Below are 18,961 nucleotides of genomic sequence, written 5' to 3'. Positions count from 1 at the left end.
GGTCAGCTCGTCTGCCCGAGGGCTCGTTGCACGAGACCGGAGATGTCCAGTGCGTCGATCAGTTCTGCGTCGTCGGCGGCCGGGGCCGCTTCGGTGGTCTCGGCGTCCGTGCCCGGTTCGGTGCCGGTGTCGGCGAGGCCGAGCAGCGTGTCCAGCACGCCCGCCTCCTTGAACCGGGCGAACGGCACGGCCGCGAGGACTCGCCGGAGGTCGTCTTCCCGCCCGTCCAGGCCGTCGTCGGCCTCCCGCAGGAGTTCGACGCGCAGGTAGCCGACCAGCGCCTCCGGGGTGGGGTAGTCGAAGATCAGCGTCGCGGGCAGCCGCAGCCCGGTGGCCGCGTGCAGGCTGTTGCGGAGGTTGACCGCGGCCAGCGAGTCGAAGCCGACCTCCTGGAACGCCTGGCGCGGGCCGATGCCTTCGGCGCCGCTGTGGCCGAGCACCGTCGAAGCGTGGCCGCGGACCAGCTTCAGCAGGATGCGGTTCTGCTCGGCGTCGGGGACCGCGCGCAGGGAGTCCGCGAGCGACGACGCGGTGTCGCCGTCTTCGCCGTCGTCCTGCGCCGCCCGGAGGATGGCCTTCGCCTCGGGCAGATCGGCGAACAGCGGGCTGGGCCGGACCGAGGTGAACGCCGGGATGAAGGCGGCCCAGTCCATGTCGGCCACCGCCACGGCCTTCTCGTTGCCGGCGACCGCCTGCACCATCGCGGTGACCGCCAGCGGCGGCGCCATCGGGATGACACCGCGGCGGCGCAGCTGGGCGAGGGCGGCCTCGTCCATGCCGATGCCGATCTGGTCGAGCGCGCCCCAGGCGATCGACGTCGCCTTGAGGCCGCGGGCCCGGCGCCATTCGACCAGGGCGTCGAGGACGGCGTTCGCCGCACCCGCCGGGCCCTGCCCGCCACCGCCCCAGATGCCGGCGATCGAGGAGAACACGACGAACGCGTCGAGCGGGGTGTCCTCGAACAGCTGGTCCAGCCACACCGCGGTGGTCACCTTCGCGGCGAACACCTCGTCGAGGTCGGCCACGCCGGTGTCGTCGACGGAGCTGGTCTGCGCGATGTCCGCGGCGTGCACCACGGCGGTGACCTCCGAGTCCGCCACCAGCTGCGCGATCGCGTCCCGGTCGGTGTCGGCGCAGAACTCGACCGTGGTGCCGAACTCGGCCAGCTCGGCCGTCAGTTCGTCGACGCCGTCGGTGCCGGTGACGATGAGCCGTTCGGCGCCGGACTGCGCGAGCCAGACCGAGGCGTGCCGGCCGAGTCCTTCGGCCCCACCGGTCACCAGGACCGTGCCGCGGGGTTCCCACCGGCTCGTCGCGGACTCCGGCACGGGCTTGCGGACCAGCCGCCTGCGGTAGACGCCCGAGCGCCGGACCGCGAGCTGGTCTTCCCCGGCGGCGCCGTTCAGGACGCCGAGCAGGGCCTGAGCCGTGCGGGCGTCGATCGCGGCGGGCAAGTCGACCAGGCCGCCCCACCGGTCGAGGCGCTCCAGCGCGACGGCCCGGCCGAGCCCCCACACGGCCGCCTGGGCCGGTGCGGTCACGGCGTCCTGGATGCCGATGTTCACCGCGCCGGAAGTGAGGCACCACAGCGGCGCGGACGTGGTGGTGTCGCCCAGGGCCTGGACCAGCGCGAGCGTCGACGCGGTGATCTCGGCCGCGTCCGCGGGGCCGCCGTCGAGAGCGAGCAGCGACAGCACGCCGGTGAGGTCGTGCTCCGCCAGGACGTTCCGCAGCTGCTCGGCGAGCTGTGCCCGCGAAGCTTCCTCGATCTCCAGCCGGACGATGTCGAGTCCCTGGCCGGTCAGCTCCTTCAGGAGCGCGTCGGTGGTGCCGGCCGGGACGACGGCCAGCCAGCGCCCGCCCGGCACGCCGGCGGCTTCGCGCTCCAGGGGCTGCCAGGTGACCTGGTAGCGCAGCTTCTCCGCGGTCGAGCGCTCGCGGCGCCGGTCCCGCCACTGCGCCAGCACGGGCACGACGGTGCTGAGCGCCCCGCGCTGCTCCGGCACCAGCTCGAGCAGCTCGGCCAAGCTGTCCACATCGGACTGTTCGATCGCCGTCCAGAACTCGCCGTCCATGCCCTCGGCGGCTTCGGCGGTCTCGGCTTCGTGCAGCCAGAAGTGGCGGCGGTCGAAGGCGTACGTCGGCAGGTCCACCCAGCCGGCCGCGGGCACGGCCGCCGTCCAGTCCACGGCCACGCCCCGGACGTACAGTTCGGCCGCCGACGCCAGCAGGCGCCGCAGTCCCCCGTCGTCCCGCCGCAGCGACCCGGTCACCACCGCGTCGTCGCTGATCTCGCTCAGCGGCTGGACCAGCACCGGGTGGGCGCTGATCTCCACGAACACCGTGTGCCCCAGCCCGGCCAGGTCCGCCACCGAGGGGCCGAACCGCACCTGCTGCCGCAGGTTCCGGTACCAGTAGCCCGCGTCGACGACGGCCTGCTCGATCCACGTGCCCAGGACGGTGGAATAGAACGGAATCGCCGGAACCCGCGCGTCGATCCCGGCCAAGGTCTTGGCCAGGGTTTCGGCGATCGCCTCGACGTGCCGGGTGTGGGAGGCGTAGTCCACCGCGACCCGCCGGACCCGGACACCGTCGCCGGCCAGGGCTTCGAGGGCTTCGTCGAGGGCCTGCGCGTCTCCCGCGATGACGACCGAGGACGGGCTGTTGACCGCGGCCACCTCGACCCGGTTCGCCCACGGCGTCAGCCGCGCGACTGCGTCCTCTTCGCTCAGTGCGACCGACGCCATCCCGCCGCGGCCCGCCAGCTCCCCCGCGATCGCCTGGCTGCGCAACGCGACCACCTTCGCCGCGTCGTCCAGCGACAGCGCGCCGGACACGCACGCCGCGGCGATCTCGCCCTGGGAGTGGCCGAGCACCGCATCCGGGGTCACCCCCAGCGAGGTCCACACCGCGGCGAGCCCGACCATCATCGCGAAGCTGGCCGGCTGCACCACGTCGACCCGGTCCAGCAGGTCGGCGTCGCCGCGCAGCACGTCCAGCAGCGACCAGTCGGTCCACTGTTCCAGTGCCGCAGCGCATTCCTTGATCCGCGCGGCGAACACCGGCGAGGAGTCCAGGAGGTCCCGGCCCATGCCCATCCACTGCGAGCCCTGGCCGGGGAAGACCCAGACGACCTTGCCCGGCTTGCCCGCCGTCCCGGTCACGACGCCGGGCGCGTTCTCGCCGCGGGCCAGTGCCTGCAGGCCGTCCTGGGCCTCGTCGCGGGAGCCCGCGATGACGACCGCGCGCTCGTTCAGCGTCGCGCGGCCGGAAACCAGGGCACCGGCCACCCCGGCCAACGATTCGTTCTCGAGGACCGCGGCCAGGCGCCCGGCCTGCCCGGCCAGCGAACCGGCGCTGCGGGCGGAGACGACCAGCGGCACCACGGAGGCCACCTCTTCGTCCACGGCCTCTTCGGCGGGACCTTCCTCGATGATCAGGTGCGCGTTGGTGCCGCTGGCGCCGAAGGAGGACACCCCGGCCCGGCGCGGACGTCCGGTGCGCGGCCACTCCCGGGCCTCGGTCAACACCTCGATCGCGCCCGCCGACCAGTCGACCTGGCTCGTGCGCTCGTCGACGTGCAGCGTGGCCGGCATGACGCCGTGGCGCATGGCCATGATCATCTTGATCACGCCCACGACCCCGGCCGCGGCCTGCGTGTGCCCGAGGTTCGACTTCAGCGAGCCGAGCCACAACGGCTGTTCCCGCTCCTGCCCGTAGGTGGCCAGCAGCGCCTGGACCTCGATCGGGTCACCCAGCGCGGTCCCGGTCCCGTGGCCCTCCACGACGTCCACATCGGACGGTGCCAGCCCGGCGCTCGCCAGCGCGCCGCGGATCACCCGCTGCTGCGACGGCCCGTTCGGGGCGGTCAGGCCGTTGGAAGCACCGTCCTGGTTCACCGCGCTGCCGCGCAGGACCGCCAGCACCCGGTGGCCACGTTCGCGTGCCACCGAAAGCCGTTCGAGGACGACGACACCGACGCCCTCGGCCCAGCCCGTGCCGTCCGCGCCTTCCGCGTACGCCTTGCACCGGCCGTCCGCGGACAGGCCGCGCTGGCGGGAGAACTCGAGGAAGGCGTCCGGGCTGGCCATCACGGTCGCGCCGCCGGCCAGGGCCATCGAGCACTCCCCCTGCCGCAGCGCCTGCGCCGCCAGGTGCATCGCGACCAGCGACGACGAACACGCGGTGTCCACGGTGACCGCCGGGCCCTCGAAGCCGAAGACGTACGCCACCCGGCCCGACGCCACGCTCGAAGCCGTGCCGGTCATCGTGTAGCCCTGGACGTCTTCGGGCACTTCGCGCAGCCGCGTCACGTAGTCGTGGTGGACGATCCCGGTGAAGACGCCGACGTCGCTGCCGCGGGCGGACAGCGGGTCGACCCCCGCGCGCTCCAAGGCTTCCCACGACGTCTCCAGCAGCAGCCGCTGCTGCGGGTCCATGGCCAGGGCCTCACGCGGTGAGATCCCGAAGAGCCCGGCGTCGAACTGGGCCGCGTCGTGCAGGAAGCCGCCCGAACGCGTGTAGCTCGTCCCGGCGTGGGCGGGGTCCGGGTGGTAGAGGCCGTCGAGGTCCCAGCCGCGGTCGACGGGGAAGCCGGACACGGCGTCCCGTCCCTCCGCGACGAGCTTCCACAGCTCTTCGGGGCTGTCGGCGCCACCCGGCAGCCGGGTGCTCATGCCGACGATCGCGATCGGCTCGTCGGAGACGTCCCTCGTCACCGGGGCCGGCGCGGCCGGGCGCTCGCCGAGCAGTTCGGCCCGCAGGTGGTCCGCGAGGACGGCCGGGTTCGGGTAGTCGAAGATCAGGGTGCTGGGCAGCTCCACGCCGGTGAAGTCGCGCAGACGGTTGCGCAGCTTGACCGCGCTGAGCGAGTCGAAGCCGTGGTCCTTGAAGGACCGGTCGAGGTCGAAACTGCCGGCGTCCCGGTGCCCGAGCACCACCGCGGCGCTCTCCCGGACCAGCTCCAGCACGTCCTGCACCGGCCGGTCCACGATCGGCTCCGCCGGCGGCGGGGTGACGCTGACGGCCGCTGTTTCGTCGACGTCGACCCAGAAGCGCTGGTGCTGGAACGCGTAGGTGGGCAGGACGGTCCCGACCGCCGTGGCCGGTTCGTCGAGCACGGTCGTCCAGTCGACGCCCACGCCCCGGACGTGCAGTTCGGCGAGCGCGGTGAGGACGTCGGGCACCTCGGCGCCGTTCTTGCGCAGGGTCGCGACGCAGCTCTGCTCGGGTCCGCCGAGCGTGCCGAGCGCCATCGCGGCGAGCGCACCGCCCGGGCCGAGCTCGAGGAACGTCGACGCGCCTTGGGCGCCCAGCGCGGTGACGGCGTCGCTGAACCGCACGGCGTTGCGCACCTGGCCGACCCAGTAGTCCGGGCTGTCGAGCGCCGCGAGTTCCCCGGTCAGCGTCGAGACGACGGGCAGCGAACCGGCCCGGTACGTCAGGCGTTCGGCGACCGCGCGGAAGTCGTCGAGCATCGGTTCCATGAGCGGCGAGTGGAAGGCGTGGCTCACGGCCAGCCGTCGGGTCTTACGGCCGCGACCAGCCAGTTCATCCGCGACGGCGAGCACGGCGGCTTCGGTGCCGGAGAGCACCACCGAGTCCGGACCGTTGACCGCGGCGACGCAGACCGTGCCGTCGAGCAGGGGCGCGACTTCGTCCTCGGTCGCCTGGACGGCGACCATCGCGCCGCCCGCGGGCAGGGCCTGCATCAGCCGGCCGCGCGCGGCGACCAGCTCGCCCGCGTCGGCCAGGTCCAGCACGCCGGACACGTGCGCGGCGGCGAGCTCGCCGATCGAGTGACCGGCGAGGAGACCCGGCCGCACACCCCAGGACTCGAAGAGCCGGAACAACGCGGTCTCCACGGCGAACAGGGCGCCCTGGGTGTACATCGTCTGGTCGAGCAGCGCGCTGTCGTCGAACACGACCTCGCGCAGCGGACGCTCACGCAGGTGCGTGTCCACGGCCTCGCACGCGGCCTCGAAGGCGTCGCGGAAGACCGGGAACGTCTCGGCGAGTTCACGGCCCATCCCGGCCCACTGGCTGCCCTGGCCGGTGAAGAGCACGGCCAGCTTGCCGTCAACCGGCGTTCCGGTCACGACGCCGGAGCCGAACGCGGCAAGGTCCGCGCAGAGCTGTGCCCGGTCGGAGGCCAGGACGACGGCCCGGTGGTCGAGCTGGGCGCGCGTGGTGGCCAGTGCGTAGGCGGCATCGGGGACGCGGACGTCGGTCCGGTCGCCGAGGAACGCGGCGAGCCGTCCGGCCTGGCCGCGCAGACCCGCCGCCGTCCGCGCGGAGACGAGCACCGGCACCAGGAACTCGGCCGGCTCAGGCTGCGGCGTGGTGATCGGTGCGGCAACCTCTTCGAGGACGACGTGCGCGTTGGTGCCGCCGATGCCGAACGACGACACGCCCGCGCGGCGCGGGTGGCCGTTGCTCACCCAGTCCCGTGCCTCGGTCAGCAGCTCGACCGCACCGGCCGACCAGTCCACATAGGACGACGGCCGGTCGACGTGCAGCGTCCGGGGCAGGACGCCGTGGCGCATGGCCATGACCATCTTGATCACGCCTGCGACACCCGCAGCCGCCTGCGTGTGCCCGAGGTTCGACTTCACCGACCCGAGCCACAGCGGCGTTTCCCGGTTCTGGCCGTAGGTGGCCAGCAGCGCCTCGGCCTCGATCGGGTCGCCCAGGGTCGTCCCGGTGCCGTGCGCCTCCACCGCGTCGACGTCCGATGTGGACAGTCCGGCGGCGGCCAGTGCCTTGCGGATCACGCGCTGCTGGGACGGGCCGTTCGGGGCCGTCAAGCCGTTCGACGCGCCGTCGGAGTTGACCGCCGACCCGCGGACCACGGCGAGGACCTGGTGCCCGCGACGCTGAGCCTCGGACAGCCGCTCCACCAGGAGCAGCCCGACGCCCTCGGACCAGCCGGTGCCGTCCGCGCCGTCGGCGAACGCCTTGCAGCGGCCGTCGGGGGCCAGCCCGCGCTGCCGCGAGAACTCGACGAACGTCTCGACCGTGCCCATCACCATCACGCCGCCCGCGAGCGCCATGGAGCACTCGCCGCGCTGCAGGGCCTGCACCGCCATGTGCAGCGCGACCAGCGAAGACGAGCAGGCCGTGTCGACCGTGACGGCCGGGCCTTCGACGCCGAAGTGGTAGGCGACGCGGCCGGAGAGCACGCTGGCCGAACCGCCGGTGAGCCGGAAGCCCTCGACACCGGCGGCCCGGTGCATCCGCATGCTGTAGTCGTGGCTGTTGACGCCGGCGAAGACGCCGATGTCCTGGCCGGCCAGCGTGGTCGGGTCGATCGCGGCCCGCTCGAACAGCTCCCAGGACGTCTCCAGCAGCAGCCGCTGCTGCGGGTCCATGGCGAGCGCCTCGTTCGGCGAGATGCCGAAGAAGGCGGCGTCGAACCCGGCGGCGTCGTCGAGGAAGGCGCCGTGCCGGACGTACGTCGTGCCTTCGTGGTCGGGGTCTTCGTGGTAGAGCCGGTCGGTGTCCCAGCCGCGGTCGGCGGGGAACTCGGTGACGGCGTCGGCGCCGTCGGCGACCAGCCGCCACAGGTCCTCGGGGCTGTGCACGCCACCGGGGAAGCGGCACGCCATCGCGACGATCGCGATCGGCTCCTCGGCCGCGGCGGTGCCGATCTCGGCCGGCCGGTTCGCCGCCGATCCGAAGAGCTTGGCGCGCAGGTGGTCCGCGAGCGCCGGGGGCTTCGGGTAGTCGAAGATCATCGCCGGGGACAGGGTGAGCCCGGTCGCGGCCGCGAGGCGGTTCCGCAGTTCCACCGCGGTCAGCGAGTCGAAGCCGGCGTCCTTGAACGTCCGTCCTGAATGGACGGATTCGGCGCCGCTGTGCCCGAGCACCTCGGCGGCGTGCCGCCGGACCAGGTCGAGCAGGGCCGCGGCCTGCTCGGTCTCGGCCAGCCCGGCGAGGCGTTCGGTCAGCGACGCGGTCTTGGCCGCCGCCCGGCGCGGCAGCGGGGCCAGGCCACGCAGCAGCGGCGGCACCGGGCCGCCGGCCTTCGCCGTCGCCCGCAGCGCGGCGACGTCGAACTTGGCCGCGACCAGCGTGCCACCGGTGGCGATGGCGGCGTCCAGCAGCGCCATGCCCTCGTCGGCGGGAAGCCCGGACATGCCGATCCGCTGGTTGCGCCGCAGGTCGGCGTCGCCCAGGTGCTCGGTCATCCCGCTGACCGTCGCCCAGTAGCCCCATGCGATGGACACCGCGGGCAGGTCGAGGCTGTTCCGCTGGCGCGCCAACGCATCCAGCTCGGCGTTGGCGGCGGCGTACCCGGCCTGGCCGGGGTTGCCCAGCACACCCGCCGCCGAGGAGAACAGCACGAACGCGGCGAGATCGGCCTCCCGGGTGAGCTCGTCCAGGAGCCGGGCGGCGTCGACCTTCGGCCGCCGCACGGTGGCGAGCCGGTCCGGGGTCAGCTCGGTGACGACGCCGTCGTCGAGGACCCCCGCGGTGTGGATCACGGCGGTGAGCGGGTGCTCGGCCGGGATCGCGCGCAAGACGGCTTCGAGCTGCGCCCGGTCTGCCACGTCGCAGGCGGCGATGGCGACGGATGCCCCCAGTGCGGTCAGTTCTTCCTGCAGCTCGGGAGCCTCACCGCGGCGGCTGACCAGCACCAGGTGCCGGACGCCGTGCGCGGTGACGAGGTGCCGGGCGGTCAGCGCACCGAGCGTGCCGGTGCCGCCGGTGATCAGGACGGTGCCCTCGGGGTCGAGCGGCCGCGCGTCCTGCCGGGGAGTAACCCGGGTCAAGCGCGGCACCGAGGCGACGCCGTTGCGCACCCGCACCTGCGGTTCGCCGCTCGCCACCACGGCGGGCAGCACGGCGGGGTCGTCGAGGTCGGCCAGCACGATCCGGCCGGGGTGTTCGGACTGCGCCGAGCGCACCAGGCCCCAGATCGCGGCCGCGCCGGGTTCGGTGCAGTCCCCGGTGACCACGGCCAGCCGGGTTTCCGCGGGGTCTGCCAGCCAGGCCTGGAGCGCGGAGAGGGTCGCCTCGGCCGACGTGGCTTCGTACGGCAGGAAGTCCGCGGTTTCGGCGGTGGGCAGCGGGATTTCCGGCCAGTCGACGCGGAAGAGCGCGTCGGTGGTCCCCTGCTCGGCGACGAACGGCGTGCCGCGCACGGATTCGACGGTCAGGACGGGCTGCCCGGCCGGGTCGGTCAGCCGCAGGCCGGTCGCCGTCGGCGTCACGGTCACGGCCGTGGCCCCGGAGGCCAGCAGGGACACGCCGGTCCACACCGACGGGAGCAGGTCGTCGCCGACGACCGTGCGGACGGCGGCGTCCAGCAGCGCGGGGTGGATCCCGTACCGGTCCGCGTCGCGCAGGCCGGCCACGGTGACGTCGGTGGCGTCTCCCGCCGCCGCCGGTTCTGGCACCGCAGCGGCGGCGGGAGCGAGTGTGCCGTGCGCGTGCCGCGTCCACGGCTCGTCGGCTTCCCGGGAAAAGACCTCGATCGGACGCCGCCGCTGCTCGCCGGGCTCGCCGACGATCAGCTGGACCTCGCGGCTGCCGCGCCGCGGCAGCACCACCGGCGCGTCGACGACCAGTTCGCCGACGACGGGGGTGCCGGCCAGGTCGCCGAGCCGGATGGCCGCCTCGACCAGGGCCGCGTTCGGCACCAGGCCGTCCACCGCCCAGGGCTGCGCCCGGCGCGACCACTGCGCCACGGCGGTGAGTCGGTCCGAACCGGGAGTGCTGACGACTGTGCCCAGCAGCGGGTCTCCGGCCGAAGCGGGCTCGGCGGGCTCGAGCCAGTAGTGCCGGTGTTCGAACGCGTAGGTCGGCAAGTCGACCCAGCCGGCCGCGGGCACCATCGCCGTCCAGTCCACGTCGATGCCGCGGACGAACAGCTCACCCATCGAAGCCAGCAACCGCCGCAGGCCACCGTCTTCACGCCGCAATGTCCCGATCGCGTCCCCGGTGAGCTCGCTCAAGGGCTGGACCGTCACCGGGTGCGCACTGACCTCGACGAACACCGTGTGGCCCTGCTCGAGCAGGGCCGTCGCGGCCGCTCCGAACCGGACCTGGTTGCGCAGGTTCCGGTACCAGTAGCCGCCGTCCAGCACCCCCGCGTCGCGCACCCACTCGCTCGTGACGGTGGAGTAGAACGGCACAGCCGGCGCCTGCGCACTGATCCCGGCCAAGGTTTCGGCAAGAGTGTCGCGGATGTCCTCGACATGCCGGGTGTGCGAGGCGTAGTCCACCGCCACCCGCCGAACCCGGATGCCTTCCCCGGACAAGATTTCCAGGGTCGCGTCGAGGGCATGGGCATCCCCGGCGATCACCACCGACGACGGGCCGTTGACGGCGGCGACCTCGACCCCGTCCACCAGCCGCGAAACGACGTCGTCCTCGCCCAGGGCGACCGACGCCATCCCGCCGCGGCCGGACAGTTCCGCCGCGATGGCCTGGCTGCGCAGGGCCACCACCTTCGCCGCGTCCTCGAGGGACAACGCCCCCGAAACGCAGGCAGCCGCGATCTCACCCTGCGAGTGCCCGACGACGGCGTCCGGCCGGACCCCCACGGACTCCCAGACGGCAGCCAGCCCGACCATCACCGCGAAACAGGCCGGCTGCAGCACATCGACCCGACCCAGGTCGCCCTCGCCGCGCAGGACGTCGACGAGCGACCAGTCGATCCACGGCGCCAACGCGGCCGCGCACTCGGCGATCCGCTCGGCGAACACCGGGGACTCGGCCAGCAGCTCACGGCCCATCCCGGCCCACTGCGTCCCCTGCCCCGGGAACACCCACACGACCTTGCCCGGCGTCCCCGAACCGGCCGTGTTCAGCGCCCGCAGCCCGGTCACGGCTTCCTCGCGCGAACCGGCCACGACGACGGCCCGCTCGTCCAGCACCGCCCGGCGGGACACCAGCGCCCCGGCCACCTCGGTCAGCGAGACGTCCCCTTCGAGGAGGGACGCCAGCCGCTCGGCCTGCCCGGACAGCGACTCCGTGCTCCGCGCCGACACCACCAGGGGCACCACCGGCAGTTCCGGGGCAGCGACCGGCTCCTCGGCCGGCGCCTCCTCCAGGATCAGGTGCGCGTTGGTCCCGCTGACGCCGAACGACGACACCCCGGCCCGGCGCGGACGGCCGTTGCGCGGCCACGCACGGGCCTCCGTCAGCAGTTCAATGGCACCGGCGGACCAGTCCACCTCAAGAGTCGGCTTGTCGACATGCAGCGTCGGCGGCAAGGTCTCGTGCCGCAGCGCCTGCACCATCTTGATGACGCCCGCAACGCCCGCGGCCGCCTGCGCGTGGCCGATGTTCGACTTGAGCGAACCGAGCCACAACGGCTGCTTCCGCTCCTGGCCGTAGGTCGCCAGCAGGGCCTGCGCCTCGATCGGGTCACCCAGCGTGGTCCCGGTGCCGTGCGCCTCGACGACGTCCACATCGGACGGTGCCAGCCCGGCCGCGGCCAGCGCGCGGCGGATGACCCGCTGCTGCGAGAGGCCGTTCGGCGCGGTGAGCCCGTTGGACGCGCCGTCCTGGTTGACCGCGCTGCCACGCAAAACGGCCAGGATCCGGTGGCCCCGCTCGCGCGCCACGGACAGCCGCTCGAGGACGACCACGCCGACACCCTCGGACCAGCCGGTCCCGTCGGCCGCCGCCGCGAAGGCCTTGCAGCGCCCGTCGGGCGCCAGGGCCCGCTGGCGGGAGAACTCGACGAACGAGCCCGGCGTGGCCATCACCGTGACCCCGCCGGCGAGCGCCATCGAGCATTCGCCCTGCCGCAGGGCCTGCGCGGCCAGGTGCATCGCGACCAGCGACGACGAACACGCGGTGTCCACGGTGACCGCCGGGCCTTCCAGTCCCAGCACGTACGACACCCGGCCCGAGGCCACGCTCGACGCGACCCCGGTGGTGACGAAACCTTCGAGCTCCGGCGCCACCGCGCCGGACCCGTACCCCTGGCCCATGAGGCCGGAGAACACGCCGGTGTCGGTGCCCTTCAACGCGATCGGGTCGACTCCGGCGTTTTCGAGGGCCTCCCACGACGTCTCCAGCAGCAACCGCTGCTGCGGGTCCATCGCGACGGCCTCACGCGGCGAGATCCCGAAGAACCCGGCGTCGAACTCGCCGGCGTCGTGCAGGAATCCGCCCTGGCCGACGTACGACGTCCCGGCGCGCTCCCGGTCCGGGTCGATCAGGCTGTCCAGGTCCCAGCCGCGGTCGCCGGGGAACTCCGAAACGGCGTCGACGCGCTCGGCCACCAGCCGCCACAGGTCTTCCGGGGACGCCACGCCACCCGGCAGGCGGCAGGCCATCCCCACGATCGCGATCGGCTCGCCCGGGTCGGCCGCGACGACCGGCTCCGCGACGGCCTGCGTGATCCCGAGGAGCTCAGCCCGGACGCGGGCGGCCAGCGCCGCCGGCGTGGGGTGGTCGAAGACGGCGCTGGCGGGCAGCCAGAGCCCGGTGTGCTCGGTCAGCCGGTTGCGCAGCTCCACGATGGCCAGCGACGTGAAGCCGAGGTCGCGGAACGCACGCCCGTCCGGGACCGGCTGCCCCAGCACGTCGGCCGCCTGGGTGCGGACGAGGTCTTCCAGGAGCTCGCACTGGGCGCGTTCGTCCAAACCGGACAGTCGCGCGCGCAGCGCCGCCGCGACGGACTCGTCGGCGTGCCGGGACTGTTCCTCGTGTTCGGTCGCGGCGTACCGCAGCTGCGCGGGCTCGTCGGTCAGCAGCCCGCGCCGGATCTTGCCCGACGCGGTCCGGGGAATGTGGGCGACCTCGAGGATCCGGTCCGGCACCTTGTAGGCGGACAGCTGTTCGCGGCACTTCTCGATCAACGCCGCAGGATCGAAACCGGTCGGTCCGGGGATGACGTAGGCGACCGGCACCTCGCCGAGCGTGTCGTGCGGCACACCGCCGACCGCCGCGTCCGCGACGCCGTCGACCGTGCGCAGGACCGCCTCGACCTCGCCGGGGTGGATGTTCGCGCCGCCGCGGATGATGAGTTCCTTGATCCGGCCGCAGATGGTGAAGTAACCGGCGTCGTCGCGGCGGGCCAGGTCCCCGGTCCGGAACCAGCCGTCCCGCATCGCCGCGGCGGTCGCCTCCGGGCTGTTGTGGTAGCCGAGCATGACGTTCGGCCCGCTGACCCAGACCTCGCCCTCCTCGCCGGCGGGGACGTCGAGCCCGGTGTCGGGGTCGACGACCCGCACGTCGACGCCCGGCACGGCCAAGCCGCACGAGCCCTCGACGCGGGCGCCGTCCGGCGGGTTCATGGTGATCGCCCCGCAGGTCTCGGTGCTGCCGTAGGCGTCGATCAGCGGGACCCCGAAGGTCTCTTCGAACTCGCTTCGCAGCCCGGCGCCGAGGACCGCGCCCCCGGCCAGGCCGATCCGCAGGCTCGGCGCGGAGAAACCGCGCTGCCGGGCGGCCCGCACCAGGTGGTGGTAGGTGGTCGGCACGCCGGCCAGGAAGGTCGAGCTCTCCGCCTCGATCAGCCGCATCACGTCGTCGGCGGAGCTGCCGTCGGCGATCCGGACGCTGGCCCCGACCACGGTGGCGGACAGGACGCAGGCGATGTGCGAAAGGCTGTGGAACAGCGGGAGCGGCCAGAGCACCCGGTCCTGGTCCGACAACCCGGGGAACGGCACGTAGCAGGAAGCGACGGACCAGAGGCAGTTGCGCTGCGTGGACACGACGCCCTTGGGCCGCCCGGTCGTGCCCGACGTGTAGAACATCCACGCCGGCTCGTCGAGCTCGAGGTCGTCCGCGGCGGGCTCGGCCGGTTCGCTGAGGGCGAGTTCGTCGTAGGAGTGGGCGCCCTCCGGGACGTCGTCGCCGGTCACCAGCAGCTCGACGTGCGGCGCGAGCCGGAGCCGGGCCGCCTGGGCGGCGTCGGTGACGACCACCGTGGCGCCGCTGTCGGTCAGCGGGTGCTCGAGCTCGGCCGTCGCCGAACCGGGGTTGAGCGGCACGCCGACGGCACCCGCGCGCAGGATCGCGAAGTAACTCTCCACAGTGGACACCCGGTTGCCGAGGCAGATCGCCACCCGGTCGCCGTGCCGGACACCGAGGCCGGCCAGGTGCCCGGCCAGCCGGCGCGTCCGCGCCTCGAGGTCGCCGTAGGTGACCGTCCGGTGGTCGTCGGCGAAGGCCGGCTTGCCGGCGAAGCGGGTCGCGTTCTCCAGGAGTGCGACGTGAAGTGGCTTGATGAGATCGGTGCGCACTGTGCCGCAGATCCTTTCGGGTGTTCGAGGGGAAGAACGCTCACCAGGAGACGGGCAGCTTCTTCACCGAGAAGACGGAACCCTTCAGCCGCAGCGGAACCTCGTCGGCCGGGACGGCCAGCCGGAGCTCGGGGAACGCCCGCAGGAGCGCCGTGAAGCCGGCCCGCAGCTCGATGCGCGCCAGGTTCTGGCCCAGGCACTGGTGGATGCCGAAGCCGAACGCGACGTGGCCGGAGGTGTCCCGCTCGATGTCGAGCTCCGCGGGACAGCCGAACTTGGCCGGGTCGCGGTTGGCCGCGGGCAGCGACACCGTCACCGTGTCGCCCTTCTTGATCAGCTCGCCCTCCAGCTTCACGTCCTCCAGCGCGGTGCGGTAGGTGTGGTACTGGTTGACGGTCAGGTAGCGCAGCAGCTCTTCGATCGCGGCGTCGAGCTTTTCCGGCTCCGCGCGCAGTGCCGCCAGCTGATCGGTGTGGTGCAGCAGCGCGAAGACGCCGGTGGCGAGCGCGCCCTCGGTGGTCTCGTACCCGGCGAACAGCAGCAGGGTGACGATGTTGCGCAGCTCCTCCTGGGTCAGGTCCTCGGTGACGAGCGAGCTGATGAGGTCGTCCTGGGGCCGCTGCCGGCGGCGCTCGATGACCTCGTCGAAGAACTTCCCGGCCACCTCGTAGGCGGCCGCGGCCTCGGCCGGGTCCGCTTCGGCGTCGTGCAGGAGGGTCACCGCGGGCACGTACCGGTCGCGTTCCTCGTAGGGCAGGCCGACGAGCTCGCCCAGCATCCGCAGCACCAGCGGCTTGGCGAAGTCCATGACCACGTCCGCGGGGGCGCCCTTGGCCCGCATGACCTCGATCTGCTCGGCGGCCACGGCCTCGGCCCGCGGGATCAGCCTGCTGGCGCGGCGGACGGTGAACTCGCCGGTCAGCAGCTTGCGGTAGCGCGTGTGCTCGGGCGGGTCCATGTGGATGAACATGCCGGGGATCAGCGGGTGGGTCGGGATGACCTGGCCCTGGTGGGTCACCGGGAAGTGGCCGACTTCGCAGCTGTGGCTGAACCGCAGGTCGCTGAGGACCTCGCGGACCAGCTCGTAGCTGGAAACGATCCAGCCGACGTGCCCATCCGGGTAAACCATCTTCGCGAGCGGACGTTCTTCGCGCAGAGAGTCGAACACCGCGGGCGGGTCGAACTTGTCGGTCCGGTCCCACGGCACCTCGAAGGATATTGCGTCGGTCATGGAAACCTTTCCCGTGGGAGATCCGGAAATTCTTATTCGGCGATCTTCGTGCGGTGCGACCACCGGAAGACCGCGATGTCGCAGCCGTCGACGGCCTGGAATTCGCCGCCGTGCACGAAATGCTCGTAACCGGCCCCGTGGCGGATCTTGAGCGTGTTCTCCAGCGCGCCGGAGTCGACGCTGCGGTGCGCCGGCGCCAGTTCGGCCGGTCCACCGCTCAACGCGATTTTCACCTGCGTAACACTCATCGCGGCCTCCACCTGTTTCGGGGGATCTCCCAGCACAGAACGGTCTTGCATTCTCGATTCAGGCTAGGCGAGCCACCGCAAGGCGACATCCCTCACTCTGGTAGAGCCCCGCGCAGCCGCTGAAGGCACCGCGAAAAAGGGTCTTTCTCCTGTGGCACAGGAGAAAGACCCTTAGAGATGAAGCCGCGTTACAGGTCGACGGGCTGCCCCGTGTGCGCCGATTCGTAGGCCGCTTGGATGATCCGGAACGTCCGCAGAGCGGCCTGACCGTCCGGTCCGGGCCCGTCCCCGGCACCCAGGAAGTCCTTGAGCATCAACGCCTCCAGGTCTTCGCCACCCAGTTCGGGCCGCTCGCCGCCGAGCAGCTGCGGACCGGCGTCGTACTGGACGCTCCCCTGGTCCCCGATGAAGGTGACGGCCGGCAGTCCCGTCGCGGAACCGTGGCGGCGGCAGTCGAACGACGCGACCTGCCCGCTCCGGTACCGCACGGTCAGCACCGCCGCGCTTTCCCCGATCCGTCCACTGAGGACGATGTTGGTCTGGGCGTACACCTGCTGCGCGGGCTCACCACCGAGAACGGCGTCCGCCAGGTCGAGCAGGTACGGCGCGGCGGCACCCAGCACCCCGTCCACGCTCGTGGCCACCGAGCCGAGGACGGTCGTGAGCTCACCGATGCCACCGTCGGCGATTCCCTTGCGCACCACGGCGAACGCCTCGCCGTGGCAGGCCGGGGACGCGAACGTGAGCCGGTCGCCCGCGGCGTCGATCATCGCTTTCAGGTCGGTTTCCTTGGCCGCGGGCGGGTATTCGCACAGCACGCGCGCGCCGGCCTCGGCCGCTTGCCGGACGGGCTCGAACGCGTCCCAGCTCGCCGCGGCCACGACTTCGACGTCCGGCAGGCCGCGCAGCGCCCCGGCGTAGGCCTGGGGCGTGGACGACAGGATGGCGACCTTCACGCTGCTCCCCTCACCGGCAGTTCGACGGCCCGCCCGGTCCACGCGGACTCGGCGGCGGCGTGGATGATCCGCACGGCGGCCAGCGCGTCCTTCGCGCCGATCCTCGGCTCGGGTCCACCCGCGAAAGCCGTGGCGAACTCCCGCATTTCGGTGTCGAACACCGACGGCCCGCCGTAAGCGAAGTTCCCGGCGCCGCCGTCGACGACCCGGACCTCCTGCGGCCACTCGGAGTCGTAGCTGACGGACCCGCCGGTACCCGAGACGTGGAAGGCCACCCGCACCGGCGGCCGCGGCGTGGCCGTCCACCGGCTCACCACCTGGCTGATGGCGCCGCTCGCGTGGGTGAGCACGGCGGTCCCGGTCGCGACGGCCCCTTCGGGCGCCGGGGTGGCGATGTCGCCCTGGTAGCAGGCGTGCACGCGGACGACGTCCCCGAAGACCCAGTGGGCGAGGTCGGCGCCGTGCAGCAGCTGGTCGGTGAGGATGCCGCCCGACCGCGCGGAGGCGTGCCCGGTCCAGGGCCGCGGGTGGTAGGCGGAGAAGGAGAACCGGCCGAGGGCACCCTCCCCGAGCCGCCCGCTCGCAACGAGCTCGTGCAATCGCGCGTAGGGCGCCGCGAACCGCACGTCGTGGGCGGCGTAGAGCCGCACCCCGGCCCGTTCGGCGGCGGTGACGATCTCTTCGGCCTCTTCGGCGCTGGCCGCCAGCGGCTTCTCGCACACGACGCCGACACCGGCGGCGATGGCGGTCAGGGCGATCTCGTGGTGGCTCGCGGTCGGCGTGCAGATGTCGACGGCGTCGGCGCCGTCGAGCGCCTCTTCCAGGGACCCGGCGGCCTTCGCGCCGAACTCCGCCGCCAGCTCGCGGCTCCGGCCGTCGTCGGAGTACACCCGCACGGCGGCGCCGGCGCCGAGCCACGCTTCCAGGTGCAGCCGGGCGATGAGCCCCGCACCGATCAGGGCCACCTCGAGCTGCCGCAACGTCTTCACGTATCGAGACTCGCCCACGCCGCCGGTGGGAGCCATTACCAACGTGGGTAGTTCGACCTGCCAGACTGGCCCGCATGTGCCAGGAGTGCGAACTCGACGTCGATGCTCTTCCCGCGTTGCCCCCGGTGCGCCTGCCGTCTCCGGCCGAGGCGCAGGCCGCTGCCGAGCGCAGCGCGGCGCTGGCCGACCTGCGGCGGTACGTCGCGGAACTGGACGGCACCGCAAAACCGGGGCTTACGCTGCTCCCACGCTGGGCTGAAGCGTGCGGGCTCGTGCGCGTCCTGAAGGGCACGCACGTGCCGGTCAAGAAGAACGCGAAACTGCTCACGCGGCCGGTGGAACTGTGGGCCCGCGCGTTCGAAACGCTCGGCGATGCGGGCTACGGTATCGCCACCGAGGACGATGAGGTGCCGTTCGAGTTCGGGATGCTGTTCCCGGACTTCCTCGGCGGTCTGCAGATGACGCTGTATTCCGCGGGCGGCACGCCGATGCCGCTGGAGCTGCTGTACGGACTGGCCGACCAGATGCCGTCCTTGGTGGCGGGGCTCGAACTCCGCGAGGATTCACAGTGGCGCTACGCCCTCCGGGCGACCCTGGCGGTACTGGACCGCCTCGGCGCGATCGAGCGGACCGAGGCCGACGCGGTAGAGCTCGCCAAGATCGCCGAACTCACCGGCCGTCCCGAACCCGATCCGACCCTCGTGAGCTTGACCCCGCTCGCTCTGTGGGCACTGAACCGGATGCTCCGCGACGAGGGCGCCGACGCGCCGGTCGTCGGGGAACTGGCCACGGCTCCGCTCGAAACCCTCTGTGCGCACGTGGCTGACGCGCCGCCGGAAATCGCCGAAGCCGAAGTGGCCGCGTGGGTGGCCCACCGGTCCCCGGCGGACGCCGCCGCGGAAGCCGTCGATTTCCTCCGGGAGGCGGAGGGCCCGGCGCAGCGGCTGTTCGCGTTGCTGACGCTCGGCGCGGCCGGTGATGCCGGCGTCGCCGATGCGCGCACCGTCCGCGAAGAAGGCGGCATCGCGGGCGCGGTCATGGCGGCCTGGCTGGCCGAACGCAGCGAGACGACGGCCGAATCGCTGACTTCCGAGGAGTTGTGCCTGAGCATGACCGATCACCTCGCGGCGATGGACGAGCTCGGGGTGCTGTTCGACGAATTGGCCGCGCTGGGGGACCCGAGCTCCATCGTCGGTGTGATCGCCGCGGCGGACCATCCGGCCCGGCTTCGCCTGCTGGACGTGATCGCTCAGGAGCACCCGGACCGCAAGATCGCCAAGCGGGCCCGCAAGGCCCGGTTCACCCTGCGCCAGGGCTGAACCAGCCC

At 72.9% G+C, this 18,961-nt stretch carries 6 protein-coding genes; 1 reads left to right on the top strand and 5 read right to left on the bottom strand.

What is annotated here, in order from left to right; all coding sequences use genetic code 11:
- Window positions 1-2: 2 nt before the first annotated feature.
- From ISP_RS03175 to ISP_RS03155, 5 genes are all read right to left on the bottom strand, one after another.
- A complete protein-coding gene (locus ISP_RS03175) occupies window positions 3-14,210 on the bottom strand; it encodes a type I polyketide synthase (RefSeq protein ID WP_013222547.1) in 14,208 nt (4,735 codons plus the stop codon).
- 40 nt (window positions 14,211-14,250) lie between these two features.
- A complete protein-coding gene (locus ISP_RS03170) occupies window positions 14,251-15,441 on the bottom strand; it encodes a cytochrome P450 (protein WP_013222546.1) in 1,191 nt (396 codons plus the stop codon).
- 32 nt (window positions 15,442-15,473) lie between these two features.
- The gene (locus ISP_RS03165; protein ID WP_034285930.1) at window positions 15,474-15,689 is read right to left on the bottom strand and encodes a DUF5988 family protein; all 216 of its coding nucleotides are present in this window, start codon (window positions 15,687-15,689) and stop codon (window positions 15,474-15,476) included.
- A 188-nt stretch (window positions 15,690-15,877) separates the two neighbouring features.
- Window positions 15,878-16,645, bottom strand: a complete 768-nt coding sequence (locus ISP_RS03160) for a Gfo/Idh/MocA family protein (protein WP_013222544.1) — start codon at window positions 16,643-16,645, stop codon at window positions 15,878-15,880.
- A complete protein-coding gene (locus ISP_RS03155) occupies window positions 16,642-17,634 on the bottom strand; it encodes a Gfo/Idh/MocA family protein (protein ID WP_230468693.1) in 993 nt (330 codons plus the stop codon). Before ISP_RS03155 ends, ISP_RS03160 begins: the two co-directional genes overlap by 4 nt.
- A 74-nt stretch (window positions 17,635-17,708) precedes the next feature.
- Between ISP_RS03155 and ISP_RS03150 the strand changes: the two genes are divergently transcribed.
- Window positions 17,709-18,953: a hypothetical protein gene (locus ISP_RS03150; RefSeq protein ID WP_013222542.1), complete on the top strand. Its 1,245-nt coding sequence runs from the start codon at window positions 17,709-17,711 to the stop codon at window positions 18,951-18,953.
- The last annotated feature ends 8 nt before the right edge of the window (window positions 18,954-18,961 follow it).

It is taken from the genome of Amycolatopsis mediterranei (assembly GCF_026017845.1).
Lineage (GTDB): Bacteria > Actinomycetota > Actinomycetes > Mycobacteriales > Pseudonocardiaceae > Amycolatopsis > Amycolatopsis mediterranei.
The sequence above is the reverse complement of the archived record's forward strand: the minus strand, read 5'-3'. Positions and strand labels throughout refer to the sequence as shown.